The sequence below is a fragment of the Legionellales bacterium genome (genome assembly GCA_026125385.1).
In the GTDB taxonomy this organism is placed as follows: domain Bacteria; phylum Pseudomonadota; class Gammaproteobacteria; order JAHCLG01; family JAHCLG01; genus JAHCLG01.
In genome coordinates this window covers 55074-75035 of the sequence record JAHCLG010000009.1, presented here as the reverse complement: position 1 = coordinate 75035, position 19962 = coordinate 55074, and the positions used below count along the sequence as shown (strand labels likewise).

Here is a 19962-nt window from a genome sequence, read left to right as displayed (position 1 = left end):
GTACGCAGTTTTGAGTAGTGTAGCGGAAGAAACCCTAATAACAACAGCAGCAGAAGAAGAACCTGAATTAAAACCCATCGCTGTGGTGGCGGGGAAAAAAATTTTAGAAATTCCCAAAGATTTATACATTCCACCCGATGCCTTGGAAATTATCTTAGAAGCATTTGAAGGTCCACTCGATTTATTATTATATTTAATTCGTCGTCAAAATCTCGATATTCTAGACATTCCAATCGCACAAATAACCCGTCAATATATGGAATATGTGGAAATCATGAAAGCCTTGCGCTTTGAATTAGCGGCAGAATATTTATTAATGGCGGCGATTTTAGCGGAAATAAAATCGCGCATGCTGTTACCCCGCGTTGCTAACGAAGAACAAGAAGAAGATGATCCCCGTGCTGAATTAATTCGTCGCTTGCAAGAATACGAACGGTTTAAACAAGCCGCCGAAGACTTAAACGAATTACCTCGTCATGGTCGCGATACCTTTGCTGTAAATGTGGTGGTACCAAAAGTAGAAATCGAAAAACCACAACCCAAAGTCGATTTGAAAGATATCATGCATGCCTTCATGGACGTGATGAAACGCGCGGAAATGACAGCGCACCATCACATCACTCGCGAACCTTTATCAGTGCGCGAACGCATGACACAGGTCTTAGAAAAATTATCCAGCGAAACCTTTGCAGAATTCCCCAGCTTATTTACCTTTGAAGAAGGACGCATGGGTGTCGTGGTCACCTTATTGGCATTGCTCGAATTAATTCGAGGTGGTATGGTGGAATTAGTTCAAAACGAGCCATTTGCTCCCATTCATGTTAAGGCAGTGAGTTAAATGAAATTAAAAAATTGTCTCGAAGCGATTTTAATGGCATCCGATTCTCCATTGACCATCGATGCGTTACAAAAATTATTTCCAGAAACGGAAATGCCAGAAATCACGGATATTCGTCAAGCCTTGCACGAATTACAAACCGATTATAACGAACGCGGAATAGAATTAGTCGAAGTGGCCAGTGGATTTCGTATCCACGCGCGCCGCGAATATGCCGCTTATGTTGCTAATTTATGGGAAGAAAAACCGGCGCGTTATTCGCGCGCCGTGATGGAAACCTTGGCCTTAATTGCCTATCGCCAACCGATAACCCGTGCGCAAATTGAAGAAATTCGTGGTGTGGTGGTCAGTTCTAACATTACTAAAACCTTGAGTGAGCGCGGTTGGATTAAAATTGTTGGACACAAAGAAGTGCCAGGACGTCCTGCATTATTTGCCACAACCAAACAATTTTTAGATGATTTTAATTTAAAAAAATTAGACGATTTGCCAACCTTACAAGAAATCATCGATTTAGAAAAAACCGAAAAAACCGTGCAAGCAGAATTAGAATTAAAACCCGTTGCCGATGAGGTTGTTATGGCACTTAATGATGAGGTTATTACAGAAACTATCCCTGCTGACGCAGAGCATCCACCGCTAATTATCAGTGAGGAAGTTTCATCAGAAAATGTAACTCAAGAAGAAATGATAGAAGAAGTATTACAGTGAGTGAAAAAATTCAAAAATTATTAGCAAATTTAGGAATAGCCTCGCGCCGTCAAATTGAAGAAATGATTAAACAAGGTCGTATTTTCGTCAACCGCGAATTAGCCCATGTTGGGCAACGGGTCAATTTTCACGATCACATCACGGTGGATAATCGCCAAATAGATTTATCGCCTCCTGCAAGTACGCGAGTATTAATTTATCATAAACCTATTGGAGAAATTTGTACGCGTAACGATCCGGAAAATCGCCCGACGATTTTTGAACGACTGCCCAAATTAACCACAGGTCGGTGGGTGAGTGTTGGACGTTTAGATATTAATACCTTGGGCTTATTATTATTAACGAATAACGGTGAACTTGCTGAAAAATTAATGCATCCTCGTTATCAAATAGAGCGTGAATATGCCGTGCGAGTATTAGGTGAAGTTAGTAACGAACAATTATCGCAATTGCAGCAAGGTATTCGTTTAGACGATGGTGTGGCGCAATTCGATGAAATTCTCGATAAAGGCGGAAAAGGTGCCAATCATTGGTACTATGTTATCTTGCGTGAAGGCAGAAATCGTGAAGTTCGGCGATTATGGGAAAGTATTGGCGCCACGGTAAGCCGTTTAATTCGCATTCGTTACGGCAATATTGTCCTGCCACGGGATTTAAAGCCTGGTCAATATCGCGAATTAACTCAACACGAAATTCAACGTTATCTGCCCTAATAATTTTCTTGAATTTTTCGTCTATACTTATCCTTACGGAAACGTGAATAAGGATGATGAGCGATGGAAGACATGGAGTTCTTACAAAGTTTTGAAAATCAACAAATCCCCAAGCAAGAATTCGATCACGAAGCCTTATTACGCGTATCTTGGCTTTATTTAAATACCTATGAATTTGATACCGCCAGTGCGGAAATTGTTTACCGCTTAAAAAATTACGCGCAATCCTTAGAAGATGATAATTTTTACCACGATACGCTAGTCCGCTTTTGGATTTATATGGTCTATCGCGCCATCGAAGTAAACCCTTACGGCGAAATTTTTTCCGATTTTCTCACGCACAATGAACACTTAATGGATCAAAGCTTACCGCTGGATTACTATCAAGAAGAAACCTTATTAAGCAAATCAGCACGTCACAAATGGGAAATCCCCGACATAAAACCCTTTATCGATATTTAAGAGTAGCGCGTAGCCACGAACGAAACGTGTAGCCTGGAACGGAGCGCAGCGGAGATCCAGGATCCTAACTATAAAAAAATTAAACTTTTCGACTTACATTTACTATCATACAAGCCTGGAACTTCGCTGCGCTGCGAACCCGGATCAGAAATTCTAAAAAAACCGAATTTTGAATTTAATCAAGTTTCGTTATGCGTTTAAAGATCGAAGATTAATCGAGATCAATCCTGGATCTCCGCTGCGCTCCGTTCCCGGCTACATCACGTCGTTTACAAATCATCCTCATCATGTTAATGTACAAATTGCGTAGAGAAAAAGAACGAGGAAGTATCCAGATGTTAAAAAACACCTTCTTTGCCGCGTTAACCCTGTGTGGCGCATTCACTCCAAGTTTTGCCGTAACTTCAATCAATCAAATTTACTATCACGTAAAATTTCCTGTCGCGATTACCAACATCACCGAATCCATTGACTTAACCCAAAATAAATATCGCGATTTAATTTTATCGAATTACGTTGCCGGCGTGTTACTCGGCAATATGATCCACGAAAAATATCCGACCTGGACATTGAATCACGATTACGTCTATGGCAGTTTATTCGGCCAATTGCTACAAGAAAATATTTCGACAATGAATTATGATGGCTCGAATTGGATCAATAATTCCACCGAGCGCGCTCAATTATTAGCACCAGGCCAAGGCGGCCCTTATCAACTCAACGATTATTCGAAACGCTTGCCGAGTTTAGATACCCCAGGTTCATTAGGTTTAATTAATTACACCAGTTTACAAGGTTCATTAGGCTATAGCATTAACGATCAAGATTCTGGAAAACAAACTACGCAAAATGGTCCTGCTAGTTTAGACAATTTGTATTTTGCCCCAATTGCTGCCGCTTATTTTCATTTTAATGATTTAAATCGCTTAGAATTAATTAATCAACCTTCTTGGGGGCCAGAGGCCGATACTTGGCAAAATTGCAAAAATAATTTGGCGAATGGAAAATTTTCTAACCTCAGTTTATTATTAAATGCCGCTTATAACGCAGGCACTTATTCTGAAATATTAAAAACGGAATTGTATTTGTGTTCATCGCCCAGCAATAATCTTAATTATGTGCAGTCGCTAATGGATTATCGCTTAAATGATCAAGATTTTATTAATGCCTTGCAATTTTCAGGCGCCGCGCAAAAATACAGCTTGCCGCAATGGTATCAAGGTACGACCTTTATTTTATATCCCCGTCAAATTATGTATTATGTTGATCAATTAAATAATAATAATGCTAATTTAAATCAATACGGATTATCATCCAATAATTCACTATCGTTTAATCTCGCTCAATTAGAAGCGGTATTTATACAGAATATGAATACGCTAGGTTATGTAAATTCAGCCAATCAGTATGAATTCATTTCAACTCAAGCGGCAAAAGCAGCATTTGAACAAAGCATGACAAACCATCATGCCACGTTAGCCAGCACGTTTAATTTTAATCAGGCACAAGACAGAACCGAGTTCTCCGCCATTATTAGCGATGCCTTAACCACACTCGAACAACAGCTCCATTTTAGTTTTATTGCCACCACCGAAGTCGATCATAAAACATAATCTGTAGCCTGGATCTCCGCTGGATCACGTAGCCTGGAACTTCGCTGGATCGCGTAGCCTGGAACGCAGCGCAGCGTAGATCCAGGATCAGAAGCATTTTTATACTTCGATCCTGGATCTACGCTGCGCTGCGTTCCAGGCTACAGCACTCACACCGTTCCAGGCTACAGCACGGCACACCGTTCCAGGCGACACAATTCAAACCACGTTTAACGCAGACTCACTCGCCAAGCAATCCATAATTTTCTTAAGGGTGTGAGTTCAAGAGTTGCGTTTAAAATAGAATAGTGAGTTTTCGCTACTTCCTGAAATGTGGATAACAGTAATTGTGTGAAAATAAGCAGTTCGTAACCCACAGTAACCGCTGTTATATTTTCGCGAATTTTAAAATACTGCTGTTGAATAGCTTGATGCCATTGCGTGGCATAGCTTTGAAAGGCAGGATGCCATTGACACTGTTGCAACTGGTTATCGTCAATTGCGAAGGCTTGAATATCCTGACTGGGAATAAAACAATAACCGCGCCGTAAATAATAGCCCAACTGCAAAAATAAATCGGTTTTACCTAAAATAACCGCTAATTCATTAATCCAGGGACACATTTTTTCATCTTTTTTTAATAATGCCAAGTGCAGTCGAATTAAATTTCCCCAGGTAAATTCACAATAATCCTGCACTGTTTGTCGATCGGAAAATTGCGGATGATCTAAAAAAAATTGCACGCCATTGATTATCGCTAAAAAATCATCGCAAGATAAATCGTGAGCCGCAGTCTGCAAACGTTGCGTTAACGGATGTTGCGCTTGCTGGTGAAATAAACGGGATATTTCATCGCGCCACCATTGTAATTTAACTCGTGCCACGCCGGGATCGCTCACGGTGAATAAAATGTTATTCACTTCTTGCCACCAGCTATGTAAGGCAGTGAGTAAGGCTTTATACGGAGGTTTGGTGAATAATAAACTGTAATATAAATTCGAGCCTGCTTTAAGTTCATTCATAATATTTTATATGCTTATTGTTGAACAGTGAAAAAGAGAGTTGCCTTGAGTAATTTGACGAACCTAATTTTTTTCGTGTTTTAATTCTAATACTGGAGAATTCGTTAATCCCATGGCTAATTCTAAATCTTTCACGGTTTGTGGTCCTAATAATGTTTTAAATAAATGACCTTGATGATCAAAAATATAAGTAGCGGGCAGGGCAGGAATGGCGGTGATCCCAAGCACCGTTGCCGGATCGCCAGTTAACAAGGGGTAAATAATCGCTTGTTTTTGGGCAAATTCTTTTAACTGAGTTAAATTCATACGATCGTAATTAACGCCTAACATCATCGCTTGTGTGTGATGCAAGTGATAAAATTCATTTAAATGCGGAATTTCTTCATAACACGGTTTACACCAACTCGCCCAATAATTAACGATCAACCACTTTCCCTTAAAATCTGCCAAGGCATATTGTTTTCCTTGAAGATCCTGCCCTAAAATTTTAGGATCGGATTTACACGCCAATAGTACCGCGCATAATGTTATAATCAGCAAACCTATCCTCAATGTGTGTCGCATATTTTTCCCTTAAACTTTAGTGTAGCCTGGAACGCAGCGCAGCGGAGATCCAGGATCAGAAGCATTTTTATACTTCGATCCTGGATCTCCGCTGCGCTGCGTTCCAGGCTACATGCCGCGCTTCGTTCCAGGCTACATGATCCAGACAAAAAATTATAACCCACCCAAAAATAATTCGCCAATTGCGGTAAAAATTTGTTATTCTTGCTGCAAATTTTATGGGTAAACGAGAATAGCATGCGCGGAATACTTCTCACCAATTTAGGCACACCCGATGCGCCAACCCCGCCCGCATTACGCCGTTATTTAGCAGAATTTTTAAGTGATACACGCGTGGTGGAAATTCCTCGAATCATTTGGTGGCCAATTTTACATGGCATCATTTTACGCCTGCGTCCGCAACGTTCAGCCAAATTATATCAATCCATTTGGCAAGAAGCAGGCTCACCCTTATTAGTCTATTCCCGAAATATTCAACGCCAACTGCAACAACAATTTGGTGATGATGTTATCGTAGAATTAGGGATGCGTTATGGTAACCCTTCATTGGCAGATGCTTTAACTCATTTACGCGCGCACCAGGTGACTTCATTAACTGTGTTACCACTCTACCCACAATATTCTGCAGCCACCCACGCCACTACGTTCGATAAAATTGCAAGTATTTTAAAAACGTGGCGTTTTATTCCTAATATCTCGATGATTATGGGCTATCACGATCAGCCGCAGTATATTAAGGCCTGCGCTCAACACATTGCCAAACACTGCCCATCCTCCATTGATTTACTAGTATTTTCATTTCATGGGTTACCGGAACGTTGCGTGCGGCTAGGCGACCCGTATCAACAACAGTGTTTACACACCGCCGAATTAATTGCCAAACAATTAGCGTTGTCTTCCAATCAATGGCGCGTGGTGTTTCAATCGCGCTTTGGTAAAGCCAAATGGTTACAACCTTATTGCGATAAAACCTTAGAAACGCTCCCAAGCCATGGCATTAAAAATATTGCCATCACCTGCCCGGGCTTTGCCGCCGATTGTTTAGAAACCCTGCAAGAAATCCAACTCGAAAACCGTCATATTTTTATGGAAGCTGGCGGAGAATCCTTTCACTACATTCCTGCATTAAATGCAGGAGAAAACCACATCAAAGCACTAAAATCCCTGTGTAACGTGAATGAATGTAACTCAAATGAATGTAGCCTAGACTGAGTAAAGCGAAATTCGAAAGCTAATTAAACATTTTGATAAAGCAAAACTCAGGAGGAACTTATGTTTCATGCTTGTTATTACACAAACAATGACGAGAAAAACCAGCTGATTATACTTTTGGTGCTGTAATTTTATACGTGCTTGATAATATAGATTCAGCTTGCTTTCTTAACTCATTTTCAGAAGCGCTATATGTTCCTGAACCAACAGCTTGCAATATGTTTTTATTTCGTCGTTCAATTAATTGTCGCGTCATATCTTCTAATAAAAAAGTATATGCTTTGGTCAATACAATATTAACTGAATCAACGCTTGGTGATATTTCTGATTGGCTAGAACTTAAAGGAGTAGTCTGAGGCTTTTTCTTCGCAATTGGTATGGGAAATCCTAGTTGATCTAACCGTTGTTCGTATGCAAGTTTTTCTAAAGTTAGTTTAAAGTACCTTGAATAATCAGCATCATAAGTGTTTTGAAAAATACCGTTTATTGTTGAAGTGAGTTGATTATTAACATAGATAGAGGTAAATGTTGGGTCAAGTCTATCTTCACGTCTTGTGTATTTGTCTTTTAGATAAGCTTTTAAAGCATCTACATGTGTGTAAGCTTGGTTGTTTGCTTTCTCTACATTCACAATAGGTGTTAAGTATTGCTTAATTCTGTTATGATCATTTTTCGATAAAAAAAGAGCAAGATCGTCATCAGTAATAGAAGAATCAATTGTTGATAGAGCAATAGATTCTTTTGCTTTGATGTAATCGTTATTATCTCCACCATAGCGATTTATAATATTTCTCATTTTGTTATATTGATCTTTTAAATAAAGTGATATTACATTTTTCTCATTTTCATTAGGAAAACGCTCAAGTGCGCTTTGTATTAGACTTTGTAATTGAATTTTTACTGTTTTTTTATCTAATGCTGTCAATAACGACACAAATTGTGAGCTAGCGGCGTCGTTATTTTGGCTACATCTTATTTTTTCTTTACTTTTGAGAATTTCCATATTCTCTTCGACTTCATGCAATTGATTTAATAATTGTTGTTGTTGTTGTTTGTAAAGACCAAGAGATATTTTACTATCCTCTGCAAGTCTTGCACTATTCAAGCGAGCTAAAATGCCTAATGAGGAATTATTTGCAGCGGTGGAATAGGTTTGTTTTACCTTGATATCGAGTTGTTGAACTGAGCTTTTTATTGCAGCGTATTGTTTGTAGTTTTCAGTATGGAAGAGTCGGCTTATGAACTTATCCCAAAAGCTAAGTTTTTGTTTTGCGTCGGACAGTACTTGTTTTAAACTGGAGAGCTGAGTATTCAAATTATTAGATGTTTGAATATGAGATTCGAATTTATCTTTTGTATTAATATCCTTTAGATTCTTTACTAGAATATTAATTTCACGTTCTGCATTAATAGCAGTTTTAAAATGCTTTAAAATTTCATTTAATGGATTATCGCTGTTAGTGCTACTATCGATTGTAATCTCGTTGATGTTATCTATTAAAAATTTATAATAATTATTAAATTCTGAGTCTTCCGAACTCGAAGAAATATTTTCATTATACTGAAGGTTTGGAAAACCTTGTATTTGCTGGTATAAAAACACTAATGTATGATTTGCAAGAAATCGGGTATTGATATCACTGCTTAGCATATTATTATCTCTTTATTGAGAACTAAATAGGTAATTTTTAAAAATTTTTTCAGCTGAGTTTTAATAATCGAGTAGGAATTTTTAATCAATTTCATCTTATCTATTTCCTGCCGATTATAACCTTAAAACCTTAAGGTTTTAAGGCAAAATATATGCATATTTATTTGGTTTCAAATTTTCAATATGCTATATAACTTGTTGTTTATACTTAGAAAATTATTTAGCGTTGAATTATTTTAGGTGATTATGGGAAAGATCTTAAAAAATCTGCCTGGATCTCCGCTGCGCTGCGTTCCATGCTACCCGTTTTCCATCAAACCCGTAATGAGTTCGAGACGAGCTTCCATGAAAACAAGCATATCGCTCAGCCCCTGCATTGAAGCGTCTAACAACTCTATTATGAACTTACTTTAAAAAAAACTATTATGGATTTCACTTTTGATCATTCAGCTCAGCAGTTCTTGCTGAAAAGCCGCCCGAAACAGCACTAGATTGGGATTTTTTAGAAGATAGTTTACGAAAATCAAATTCCGAAAATGGCTCTGTGCCGAAAATTTCAGGCTTAGCAAGCATTACCGCATCCAGCACTCTACTTGCCATTTCTCCAATGATAGACTAAGCTAAACTAAATAAACTTAGTTTAATAGAGGTGATTATGCAAACCATTAATATTCACGAAGCTAAAACCCAACTATCCCGTTTAGTTGAACAAGCCGCGAAAGGGATCCCCTTTGTGATCGCAAAAGCCGGTAAACCTATGGTAAAAGTGATGCCGTTGAATACCGCAGAATCTGAATCATTCAATAGATTGGGTTTTATGTTGGGGCAAATTCAAATACCTGAGGATTTTGATCACATGGGTGAAGATGAAATTGAACAACTCTTTGGTCATAAATCATGAAGTTATTATTAGATACCCATGTGTTATTGTGGGTAGCGGGAGAGCCGGAAAAATTATCCACGCAAGCACAGGACTGGATTAACGATCGAGGGAATGAATTATTTTTTAGTTCGGCAAGTTTATGGGAAATTGTCATCAAACGTAATTTAGGTCGTGCTGATTTTCAAGTTGATCCGCGAGTATTACGTCGTGGTTTATTGGACCATGGCTATAATGAGTTGCCCCTTACCAGCGAGCACGCAGTGGCAATTGAACACTTACCTTTACTCCACAAAGATCCTTTTGATCGAATTTTAATTGCTCAAGCATTCGCAGAAGGATTTATTTTATTAACCAGCGATGATTATGTCGCTCAATACCCAGGCTCGATAAAAAAAATATGATGCTTTGCGTAGCCTGGAACGCAGCGTAGCGGAGATCCAGGTTCGGAACATTAAAAAAACTCCGATCCTGGATCTCCGCTGCGCTGCGTTCCAGGCTACTTTATAACGATGCGGGTGTGGGAAAGATAATCTTGCCACGTTTTGCGGTCGGGATTAAAAAAAAGCCAGAAAAAACCCATGCCAACACAGAGCCATGCTGGGAAGGCGGTTACAAAACGAATGAGTGCTTGGCGAAAAGTGATTTTGTTATCATCGTCACTCACTAATTGAATTCCCCAGGCTAACATGCCCAGGGTTTGTCCTTTGTGGCACCAAAACCAGGCGTAAAAACTAAACCAAATCAATAATAAATAAAGTTGATACATAATATGATGTGGGGCAATGGCGACGTTGCCCACAAAAGGCATTAAAATGGCAGTGGCGACTAATAATAAAGCGAATAACACCATTCCATCATAAAACATTGCCGCAAAACGACGCCAAGCACCGGCTGGAGTTGTCATGGAGATTTTTCCTTAAATCGATTGTTGAAAAATCATAACACGTTAGGGCATTTTATGGTAGATTCACTGCTTTACTTGCAAAATAGGTAGAGCGACATGCCAACTTCCTGGGAATTGAGTTTTGAGTTTTTTCCACCGCGCACACCTGTAGCGCAAGAAACGTTGCAAGTCACGCTAGATAAATTGAATCGTTTCAATCCAGATTTTTATTCGGTGACGTTTGGCGCCGGAGGTTCTCAACAAGATGCTACTCTAGAGACCATTAAAAATTTACAACCGCTTACGCATGCGACACTCGTACCCCATATTTCATGTATTAATATCGACGAAAATGCTGTGCAACACTTTTTAACCTATTATCGTCAATTAGGTATTCAGCGGATTGTAGTTTTGCGCGGTGATTTGCCTTCAGGACAACTGGGATTAACAGGTCGATTTAAACAGGCAAGTGATTTAGTGAATTATATTCGTGAACATACCCAAGACTATTTTAAAATTTATGTCGCCGCGTATCCCGAAATGCATCCTAATAGTCAAAATCCGCAAATGGATATTCAGTATTTTATTCAAAAAATGCGGCAAGGTGCCGATTGCGCTATTACACAATATTTTTTTAACATCGATGCCTATTGTTATTTTCGCGATCGTTGTCACCAATTAGGCATGACTAAACCGATTATTCCTGGGATTATGCCTATTACCCATTTTCAAGGATTAAAACGATTTTCCCAGCTGTGTGGGGCAGATATTCCAAAATGGATTTATCAACAACTAGAATATTATCAAACCGATCAACAGGCCTTACAAGATTTCGGCCATGAAGTGATCACACGTTTATGTCAACATTTAATTCGCGAAGGCGCACCTGGATTGCATTTTTATACATTAAATAAAGCCAATGCCTGCGTAAAAATTTTAACCGAGTTTATGTAGCCTGGAACGGAGCGCAGCGGAGATCCAGGATCGAGGCCTGTTTAAAATTCCGATCCTGGATCTCCGCTGCGCTCCGTTCCAGGCTACATCCAGGCCTACTTATTCGCCGTAGTTTCGTTTGGAGGAAGATTTTATTTTGCCAGCCCAATTTTTAGGTAATAATTGTTGAGCGACAAATTGGTGAAAGGAGGAATATGGCCATTGATTGACTTCGTTGACCCAGCCATGTTTGACAGGATTATAGTGAATATAATTTACATGCTCTTCATAATCGGTTTCGTCAAAAATGGTGTGTTCCCAAAAACGGCGTTGCCATAATTGGTGTTCAGCGCGCTGATTGCAGGAAATGATGATCCCGCTTTTTTTCAAATTAAGGGTGAAATAACTTTTTATTTTGCGCATTCTATCTGAATAATTGGTATCTTGTTCTGGTAACTTCCAGATAGTATGAAAATGATCGGGTAAAATAACGATGGCTTCAACTGTAAAAGGATTTTCTTGTTTGACTTGTTGAAATGCTTGGCGCAATAACCCGATTTTTTCGATTAATAACCGGGATTTTCTATTTTTTAATGTGACGGTGAAAAAATAACAACCTCCTTCTATATAGAATCGACGAAAATTAACCATTTGAGTTGCTCGTTTTGGATAATTATTTTTATTATAAAATGCTGAAATTATCAGGCAAGTTGAGATTTTGGATATATTTGATTCAGATAAGCCTGGAACGAAGCGTGTAGCCTGGAACGGAGCGTAGCATGTAGCCTGGAACGGAGCGCAGCGGAGATCCAGGATCGGAATTTTAAACAGGCTTCGATCCTGGATCTACGCTACGCTCCGTTCCAGGCTACACGCTCCGTTCCAGGCTACACGCTCCGTTCCAGGCTACACGCTCCGTTCCAGGCTACGGCCTACCTAAAAAAACGGGGGCAGCGGGAGGATGAAGATTCACTTTCTGGTAACTCATGGTAATCGGTATGGGGGCGGCATAATTCTACTACTTTTGTGGAAAATGTTCTCCAACAATCAAACCAAAATTGGCTGGTGAAAAATTGATGGCAAATGGATGAACGGTGAGGTGAGGAATGCTCATCTTGAATTTCAGTGGTAGGTGTAGAATTACGCATTTCAATGTGTGAACCTGACGAAGGTAGTGTGCGTTTAATTTGCCTAGCTACGCTTTCTAAGGTTTCATCCGTTTGACAATCGATAAAATAACTCACGAGTCTATTCGTGTTAAGTAAATTTTCTCTCGGGTCAAAAATGTTAAAATAATTTTTTAATTTATTATGAACACCATAACTTGCCGTGGTTGCGACACCCAAAAAGAAGCAAATTAAATTTGTCGCTTTGATACCTTCGTCTAAATGAGGATTTGCGGCAGTGAGCACAATGGTGATCATCGCAACCGATAATCCTAGTGGGGCACTCATGAACCCCGCTTTCAATGCTGTTCGGCTAGGAAAATAATCTGACCAATTTTCCTTTTTTTGAAATAAATTAATCATTTTTAAAATGATTTGTGGAGGGAATAGTGGATAAATAGCAAGTGCATTAAATACTAATGCGCAATAACCCATAAAATCATTAAAAGCAGTCGAGTGATTGCCAAACAACACATCACAGGCTTTTTGTAACGTGCTCTTAGTGATGCCGTAATAATTCCAATTCATAAAAATACTAAATGCAGCGCTTACGATCCTGCCGAAATAATGATAAATCTGCGTGTTAATTTGCGACGGATGATAATTTTTAATCGCCTTAAAATAGTCCGTTAAACTTTTTTCGGTAAGCTGTAGTTTGGTTAATTCTTCCAATTGTTGGGTGTTAGCAAAACGCAGATAATTTGCAAATTCTTCAAGAAGTAAAAATAGATATTCTTTATTGTCTTTTGATTGGATCGGTTCTTGCTTAAGATATAAATGAGTTAACTGCAAATTGTATTTTAATTGTAAAAAATCATTCATCACGAAGGTAAGTAACGCAAATTTTCTCGCAGTAGAGGTGGGATAAGCACCACTTAAAAATGCCAGAATGCTGGGAATGAGTTTAGCATTAATGGTTTTTGGTAAAGTAAATCCAAAAAATTCTAATGAGTTAGTATTATTGTTACCATTTAATATAGAAGCAGTGGCCGCAGCAGCATTAAAAAGCACCCTTTTTATCATGCGCTTTATTGATGTGAGAGTTTGACTTTCGGCAGGTTTAAGCGTAAATTTTTTCTGATGTGCTTCTATTAATACTAAGGCATATATCGCATACACTGCCGTTGCACCCAATGCTGTGAGCATGCCAAGAATACCTTCGATGGTGGTCATTTCTGTTATTGTTTTTGGTGCGTGATCATTGGCCTCTTGGAAAGTTTCTCCTTGTAATAATTTAATTAAAATCGCCACGCTGCGCGGATTATTGCCGGTGAAGGTGACAAGGTAGCCTGTAATAATCGCGAATGCCTGCACATAGGAGGAAAATGACAATAGTTTGTGTTCATAAGGATTTTGCAAAAACTCGGGGAGGGAGGTTGAGGTTTCCTGAGGTGGGGTATTTTTTTGTTCTTCATCATCGAGCAGTGGGGTCTTTGGTGATGATAAAGTTATTGGTGTATTTTCCATGTTATATCTCCTATTTTAATTGTGTAATGTGGATCCAGGATCGGAGTTTTTTTAATATTCCGATCCTGGATCTACGCTGCGCTCCGTTCCAGGCTACGGCTGCGCTCCGTTCCAGGCTACAGGCTGCGCTCCGTTCCAGGCTACGGCTGCGCTCCGTTCCAGGCTACACGGGTCCAGCTACGGTAATTAATCGTAGGCTAAAATGGGGCTTAGCCATTTTTCAGCATTATCTACCGATAAATTCTTGCGTTTGGCGTAGTCTTCAATTTGATTGCGATCAATTTTTCCCGTGCCAAAATATTGTGCCTGGGGATGCGCGAAATAATAACCACTGACACTAGCAGCAGGCCACATCGCATAATTTTCGGTAAGACAAATCCCCGTGTGTTTAGTCACGTTCAGTAAATGAAATAATGTTGCTTTTTCCGTGTGATCGGGACAAGCAGGATAGCCGGGTGCTGGGCGAATGCCTTGATAATGTTCGCGAATTAATTCTTCGTTGCTTAATGTTTCTGCTGCGGCATAACCCCATAATTCTTTTCTCACGCGCTGATGCAAATATTCGGCAAAGGCTTCTGCTAAGCGATCGGCTAAAGCTTTGGCTAAAATACTATTATAACTATCGTGCGCTTTTTCAAATTCTTCAACAAATGCTTCTAAACCAATTCCTGTGGTCACCGCAAATAGGCCGATATAATCGGTTTTTCCCGAGGATTGTGGCGCAATGAAATCACTTAAACATAAATTAGGTTTATTGGTTGATTTTACCATTTGTTGGCGAAGAAAATGCAGCGTTGTTTGCTGATTTTTCTCATCTAATAAAGTTACATCATCTTCATTAATTTGATTTGCGCGAAATATTCCGACCACACCTTTCGCGGTTAAAATCGAATGGCTGATGATATGTTCTAACATTATCTTAGCATCGTGATATAAATTGCGCGCTGCTTCACCGATAATTTCATCGTTTAAAATATGAGGAAAACGTCCCGCTAATTCCCAGGTTTTGAAAAATGGCGTCCAATCGATATAATCGACTAAACTGGCAATCGTAACATCCTCGATTATTTTTATTCCGAGAAAATTCGGTGTTACCGGCTGATAACTTTCCCAATCAATTAATAATTTATTCGCACGCGCTTCTGGAAGGGTGACACGAGGACTTCTGGCATCTTGATTTTGATAATGTTGAAAAATTTGGCGATATTCGCGTTGAGTTTCGGCGCAAAATGATTTTTTCGTTTCGGGATTTAATAATTGACTGACGACGTTAACCACTCGCGAAGCATCTTTAACGTGGATAACGGGATGATCGTATTTTTGTGCAATTTTGGCAGCGGTGTGTTTTTTGGAGGTTGTTGCCCCACCAATTAGGAGTGGGATGGTAAATTGCAAACGCTGCATTTCTTTGGCGTTAATTTGCATTTCTTCAAGTGACGGTGTGATTAATCCGCTTAAGCCAATAATATCGGCTTTTAGTTCTTCTGCAGTGGCTAAAATTTTATTGCCAGGAACCATCACGCCTAAATCAATCACCTCATAATGATTGCATTGCAAAACCACACCGACAATATTTTTTCCAATATCGTGCACATCGCCTTTAACCGTGGCTAAAATAATTTTGCCTTTACTCTGTGGTTTTTCTGAAGTGCGGGAAAAATAGGGTTCTAAATGAGCGACGGCTTGTTTCATCACGCGAGCACTTTTCACCACTTGCGGTAAAAACATTTTGCCGGCACCAAATAAATCGCCAACAATATTCATGCCTTTCATTAATGGCCCTTCAATAATTTCGAGTGGAGAGGCAATGTTAGGCAGCATTTCATCGCAATCGGCAATGATATAATCATTAATACCATGGACTACCGCATGGGCTAAACGTTTCTCAACATCATAGTCACGCCAGGATAAATCGATTAATTTTTCGGAGGTGTGTTGTTCAACCGTATGAGCAATGGCTAATAAGCGTTCTGTGGCATCGTGGCGACGATTAAATAAGACATCTTCAATGCGAATTAAAAGATCGGGTGGAATGTCTTCATACACGGGTAATGCGCCAGCATTGACGATGGCCATGGTTAATCCGGCGCGAATAGCGTGATATAAAAAAACGGCATGCATCGCTTCGCGTAACGGATTATTACCGCGAAATGAAAACGATAAATTACTGATGCCACCACTAATTTTGGCGTGAGGTAAAGTTTGTTTGATGCGCCGCGTGGCATTTAAAAAAGCCATGGCATAGTGATTATGTTCTTCAATGCCGGTAGCAACGGCAAAAATATTGGGATCAAAAATAATATCGTGCGCAGGAAAATTTAATTTTTCAGTGAGTAGTGAATAAGCACGAGTGCAAATTTCCAGTTTGCGATCTTCGGTATCGGCCTGACCTTTTTCATCAAAGGCCATTACTACGATGGCCGCACCATAACGCATGGCTAATTTAGCGTGGTGCAAAAATTCCGCTTCACCTTCTTTTAAGCTGATGGAATTAATGACGCATTTTCCTTGCAAACATTTTAAACCGGTGACGATCACTTCCCATTTTGAGGAATCTATCATTACTGGTACACGCGCAATATCGGGTTCTGTGGCAATTAAATTGCAATATTGGCGCATGGCGAACACGGCATCGAGCATGGCGTCATCCATATTAATATCGATAATTTGCGCGCCCGAATTCACTTGTTCACGCGCAATGCTTAAGGCTTCTTGATAGTGATTATTTAAAATTAAATTGGCGAATTTTTTCGAGCCGGCGACATTGGTGCGCTCACCTATATTCACCAATAAACTTTCATCATCGATAATTAAAGGTTCTAATCCACTTAAATAACAAGCGGGTTTTAATGTTGGAATTTGGCGCGGCGTGCAATGTTGAGTTGCGTTGATGATCGCTTGAATATGTTGCGGTGTGGTGCCACAACATCCGCCAACAATATTAATAAATCCTTGTTCGGCAAAGTCGCGCATGTGTTCTGCCATGGAGTGCGGAGTTTCATCGTATTCGCCAAAGGCATTGGGCAAACCGGCATTGGGATGACAACTCACAAACGTATCGGCAATTTTGGCTAATTCTTCGCAATACGGGCGTAATTCTTTTGCACCTAACGCACAATTTAAACCAATGCTCAGGGGTTTTATGTGTTTTAACGAATACCAAAATGCCGCCAGGGTTTGACCCGAAAGCGTGCGTCCACTGGCATCGGTAATGGTGCCAGAAATCATCACGGGTAAACGAAGCTGGTGCTGTTCAAAATAATCTTCAAGCGCAAATAACGCCGCTTTAGCATTTAATGTATCGAAAATAGTTTCGACTAATAAAATATCGGCACCACCTTTAATTAAGCCGTGAATGCATTCTTGATAGGTGTGAACTAATTCATCAAAACTGGTATTGCGAAGTCCTGGATTATTAACATCGGGCGAGAGGGATGCCGTACGATTGGTGGGACCCATCACGCCAGCAACAAATCGTGGTTTTTCTGCAGTAGAAAATTCAGCACAGGCTTTTTTGGCTAAGGCTGCGGCAGCGACATTTAATTCATAGGTAAGATTTTCACACGCATAATCACTTTGCGAAATGGCGTTGGAATTAAAGGTATTGGTTTCGATAATATCTGCACCAGCGATTAAATATTGGCGATGAATATTTAAAATAATTTCCGGTTGAGTGAGCGTTAAAATATCATTATTGCCTTGTAAATCGTGAGGGTGCTGTTGCAAGCGCGACCCATGAAAATCTTCTCGAGTTAATTTTAAATTTTGGATCATCGTGCCCATGGCACCATCGAGATATAAAATGCGTTGAGATAATAAGTGGCGTAATTCAGATCCACAAGAATTCATATGTTTTCCTTTGCATTCGATTGAGCGTTAACCCATATTTTGTCCGTGAAATTGTTACGATAGCGTTGCAATTCTTACGGCATGGGTTACTGCCACCAGGCTTAAAAATGCATTTTAAAGCAAATACTTTTGCATTACTATTTTCTGCCGCATCCTTGTGCTAGGATTAAGCCAATTTTCATGAATAAAGGGTAGGGTAATACATGGCACGTCAATATCAAAAAATTTTGTGTGGTTGCATATTTTCATTAATGAGTTTTTCCTCCACGGCTTTTGCACAGGTGGATGATTCTAGCAATATGTTATATCGTTCGCCGAGCGTATTTAATAACGGGCACTTTTATGTGCAAGTGGATGGCGCTTACGCATTAACGCTGCTCAGTTTTAATACCACAACGTCATTAGGTAGCTTAGATAAAAAATCACGGCGGGTGAGTAATTTAGCGGTGGATTTAGGCTTAGGCTATGCGTTTAGTCCGCAATTTGCCGCACCGATCCGCGTCGAGGCCTTATTCATTGGTCGACCCAGTAAAAAAATGACGTTTAATCCCTTCATTACGGGGGCAAGTAATCGGGCAACAGCCAGTTTAAGTACCACGCAAATTTTAGGAAATGTCTATTACGACTTTTTAAGCTCAGGGGATACTGAATTAATTCCTTATGTGGGCGGTGGATTAGGTTTTGCGAGCGGTAAAGGAAAGTTAAGTGTGACCGATGCCAATGGTAATGCCTTATACACCAATAGTTCCGCCAGCAAAAATCATTTAGCCTGGGATCTGGAAGCAGGTTTGCGCGGCGAATTAACCTCGTCGGTCGATTTAGGCGCTTTTGTGCGTTTTAATAATTTAGGTAATTATACCTTCGCCGCCACTCCTATCGCCGGCGGTAATCCCGTCTCCTTCAAAACCAAAAATGCTTATGCCATCGATTTAGGTTTCGGCGTCACGTTTAATTTTGGTTAAAACGTAGCCTGCTGTAGCCTGGAACGGAGAGCATGTAGCCTGGAACGAAGCGCAGCGTAGATCCAGGATCAGAGTTTTTTTAATGCTCCGATCCTGGATCTACGCTACGCTCCGTTCCAGGCTACATTCGTGTATAATTTATTAATTATTCAAACAGAGAGTGCGAGCATGGTTGATCACACAGATGATGATTTTGATCCAGAAACCGCAAACGATGAAAATGCGCAATTTTGGGAATCGCTCGGAACAGGCGGCAAACCGTTATCGGTTGAGCAAATTCGGAAATTTGCCCTAGAGCGTCCGATCACCCAAAATGATATTGATTATATTGTGGGAATGTATCCGTTTTTAGATATTTGCAATGCCGACTTAGCCAACGTGCCCGATAATTCCGTCAAACCCAAAATCATTACCGCACTCCACAGCCACTGGCAAATTCACGATCGTGGCGATAGATTAACCGCCGGGCCTGGGCGTTGTAATTTCGGCGCGTTTCGTTTAAATCGGTACAATGAACAAGGGGAAATGCTCGATGATGATGGCAGTGGCAGCCAATGGATCAATCCCGAAGGCACGATTGTAAAACAATATTACGACACCGCCGTGCAAATGATCGAAATCGCCGCCAGCCGCTGGACTTCCGCCGCCATTCTCGGCGGTTTTCGCTCTATGCAACGCGCTGCCTGGATGGCCGCCCAAACCTTTGGCTTTGCCATTAACTACGAACCCACTGGCGAAGATTTAATGATTTTCGCCGCCTTAAAAGCCAACGGCGGAGTAAAAGGCAGCGGCTCTTCCAGCAGCGGCTCACCCAAACCAAAAAAACGTTAACGTATTGCCGGGCTTGATGTAACTTAATGTAGTCTGGAATGAAGCGCAGCCGTAGCCTGGAACGGAGCGAAGCGGAGATCCAGGATTAGCACTATGAAAAAATACCGATCCTGGGTCTCCGCTTTGATGCGATCCATAATCGAAATATAAAAATGCTAGATCTGGGATCAGAGTTTTATTAATGTTCTGATCCTGGATCTCCGCTGCGCTTCGTTCCAGGCTA

The 19962-nt window shown here is 40.2% G+C and carries 17 protein-coding genes and 2 pseudogenes; 11 read left to right on the top strand and 8 right to left on the bottom strand.

Annotated elements, in window-relative coordinates; all coding sequences use genetic code 11:
• Positions 1 to 37 precede the first annotated feature (37 nt).
• The 5 genes and pseudogenes from KIT27_05315 (at position 38) to KIT27_05295 (ending at position 4337) form a co-directional block, all read left to right on the top strand.
• Positions 38 to 829, top strand: a pseudogene (locus KIT27_05315) (segregation/condensation protein A).
• Positions 830 to 1549: pseudogene (scpB, locus tag KIT27_05310) on the top strand (SMC-Scp complex subunit ScpB).
• The gene (locus KIT27_05305; protein ID MCW5589065.1) at positions 1546 to 2262 is read left to right on the top strand and encodes a pseudouridine synthase; all 717 of its coding nucleotides are present in this window, start codon (positions 1546 to 1548) and stop codon (positions 2260 to 2262) included. The pseudogene scpB and the gene KIT27_05305 overlap by 4 nt, the downstream one beginning before the upstream one ends.
• Positions 2263 to 2325: 63 nt before the next feature.
• On the top strand, positions 2326 to 2724 hold the full coding sequence (locus KIT27_05300) for a hypothetical protein (GenBank protein ID MCW5589064.1): 399 nt from the start codon (positions 2326 to 2328) through the stop codon (positions 2722 to 2724).
• 335 nt (positions 2725 to 3059) lie between these two features.
• Positions 3060 to 4337 (top strand): hypothetical protein, encoded by a 1278-nt coding sequence (locus tag KIT27_05295; protein ID MCW5589063.1) that lies wholly within the window; start codon positions 3060 to 3062, stop codon positions 4335 to 4337.
• Positions 4338 to 4546: 209 nt separating this feature from the next.
• On the opposite strand, the gene KIT27_05290 is transcribed toward KIT27_05295, so the two are convergent.
• Together KIT27_05290 and KIT27_05285 are read right to left on the bottom strand one after the other, a co-directional pair.
• On the bottom strand, positions 4547 to 5338 hold the full coding sequence (locus KIT27_05290; GenBank protein ID MCW5589062.1) for a squalene/phytoene synthase family protein: 792 nt from the start codon (positions 5336 to 5338) through the stop codon (positions 4547 to 4549).
• Positions 5339 to 5401: 63 nt separating this feature from the next.
• Positions 5402 to 5902 (bottom strand): TlpA family protein disulfide reductase, encoded by a 501-nt coding sequence (locus KIT27_05285; GenBank protein ID MCW5589061.1) that lies wholly within the window; start codon positions 5900 to 5902, stop codon positions 5402 to 5404.
• Positions 5903 to 6139: 237 nt separating this feature from the next.
• On the opposite strand from KIT27_05285, the gene hemH reads away from it, so the two are divergent.
• Positions 6140 to 7114 carry a ferrochelatase gene (hemH, locus tag KIT27_05280; protein MCW5589060.1) on the top strand — a complete coding sequence of 325 codons (975 nt, stop codon included), beginning with the start codon at positions 6140 to 6142 and terminating at the stop codon, positions 7112 to 7114.
• A gap of 109 nt (positions 7115 to 7223) precedes the next feature.
• On the opposite strand, the gene KIT27_05275 is transcribed toward hemH, so the two are convergent.
• Positions 7224 to 8765: a hypothetical protein gene (locus KIT27_05275; GenBank protein ID MCW5589059.1), complete on the bottom strand. Its 1542-nt coding sequence runs from the start codon at positions 8763 to 8765 to the stop codon at positions 7224 to 7226.
• Positions 8766 to 9197: 432 nt separating this feature from the next.
• Positions 9198 to 9365 (bottom strand): hypothetical protein, encoded by a 168-nt coding sequence (locus KIT27_05270; protein MCW5589058.1) that lies wholly within the window; start codon positions 9363 to 9365, stop codon positions 9198 to 9200.
• A gap of 55 nt (positions 9366 to 9420) precedes the next feature.
• Here KIT27_05270 and KIT27_05265 point away from each other — a divergent pair, with 55 nt between their 5' ends.
• Both KIT27_05265 and KIT27_05260 read left to right on the top strand, forming a co-directional pair.
• Positions 9421 to 9666: a type II toxin-antitoxin system prevent-host-death family antitoxin gene (locus KIT27_05265; protein ID MCW5589057.1), complete on the top strand. Its 246-nt coding sequence runs from the start codon at positions 9421 to 9423 to the stop codon at positions 9664 to 9666.
• A complete protein-coding gene (locus KIT27_05260) occupies positions 9663 to 10049 on the top strand; it encodes a type II toxin-antitoxin system VapC family toxin (GenBank protein ID MCW5589056.1) in 387 nt (128 codons plus the stop codon). The genes KIT27_05265 and KIT27_05260 overlap by 4 nt, the downstream gene beginning before the upstream one ends.
• A gap of 95 nt (positions 10050 to 10144) precedes the next feature.
• Here the strand turns inward: KIT27_05260 and KIT27_05255 are convergent, their stop codons facing one another.
• Positions 10145 to 10552 carry an RDD family protein gene (locus tag KIT27_05255; protein MCW5589055.1) on the bottom strand — a complete coding sequence of 136 codons (408 nt, stop codon included), beginning with the start codon at positions 10550 to 10552 and terminating at the stop codon, positions 10145 to 10147.
• A gap of 96 nt (positions 10553 to 10648) precedes the next feature.
• On the opposite strand from KIT27_05255, the gene metF reads away from it, so the two are divergent.
• Positions 10649 to 11485, top strand: a complete 837-nt coding sequence (gene metF / locus KIT27_05250) for a methylenetetrahydrofolate reductase [NAD(P)H] (protein MCW5589054.1) — start codon at positions 10649 to 10651, stop codon at positions 11483 to 11485.
• A 99-nt stretch (positions 11486 to 11584) separates the two neighbouring features.
• Here metF and KIT27_05245 read toward each other — a convergent pair whose 3' ends face one another.
• The 3 genes from KIT27_05245 to metH form a co-directional block, all read right to left on the bottom strand.
• Positions 11585 to 12115, bottom strand: coding sequence for a transposase (locus tag KIT27_05245; protein ID MCW5589053.1), 531 nt, complete (start codon positions 12113 to 12115; stop codon positions 11585 to 11587).
• 281 nt (positions 12116 to 12396) lie between these two features.
• The gene (locus KIT27_05240; GenBank protein MCW5589052.1) at positions 12397 to 14097 is read right to left on the bottom strand and encodes a hypothetical protein; all 1701 of its coding nucleotides are present in this window, start codon (positions 14095 to 14097) and stop codon (positions 12397 to 12399) included.
• Between the two features lie 186 nt (positions 14098 to 14283).
• The gene (gene metH / locus KIT27_05235; protein ID MCW5589051.1) at positions 14284 to 17946 is read right to left on the bottom strand and encodes a methionine synthase; all 3663 of its coding nucleotides are present in this window, start codon (positions 17944 to 17946) and stop codon (positions 14284 to 14286) included.
• Positions 17947 to 18149: 203 nt separating this feature from the next.
• Here metH and KIT27_05230 point away from each other — a divergent pair, with 203 nt between their 5' ends.
• Positions 18150 to 18908: an outer membrane beta-barrel protein gene (locus tag KIT27_05230; protein ID MCW5589050.1), complete on the top strand. Its 759-nt coding sequence runs from the start codon at positions 18150 to 18152 to the stop codon at positions 18906 to 18908.
• Positions 18909 to 19037: 129 nt separating this feature from the next.
• On the top strand, positions 19038 to 19739 hold the full coding sequence (locus tag KIT27_05225; GenBank protein ID MCW5589049.1) for a hypothetical protein: 702 nt from the start codon (positions 19038 to 19040) through the stop codon (positions 19737 to 19739).
• Positions 19740 to 19962: the final 223 nt, after the last annotated feature.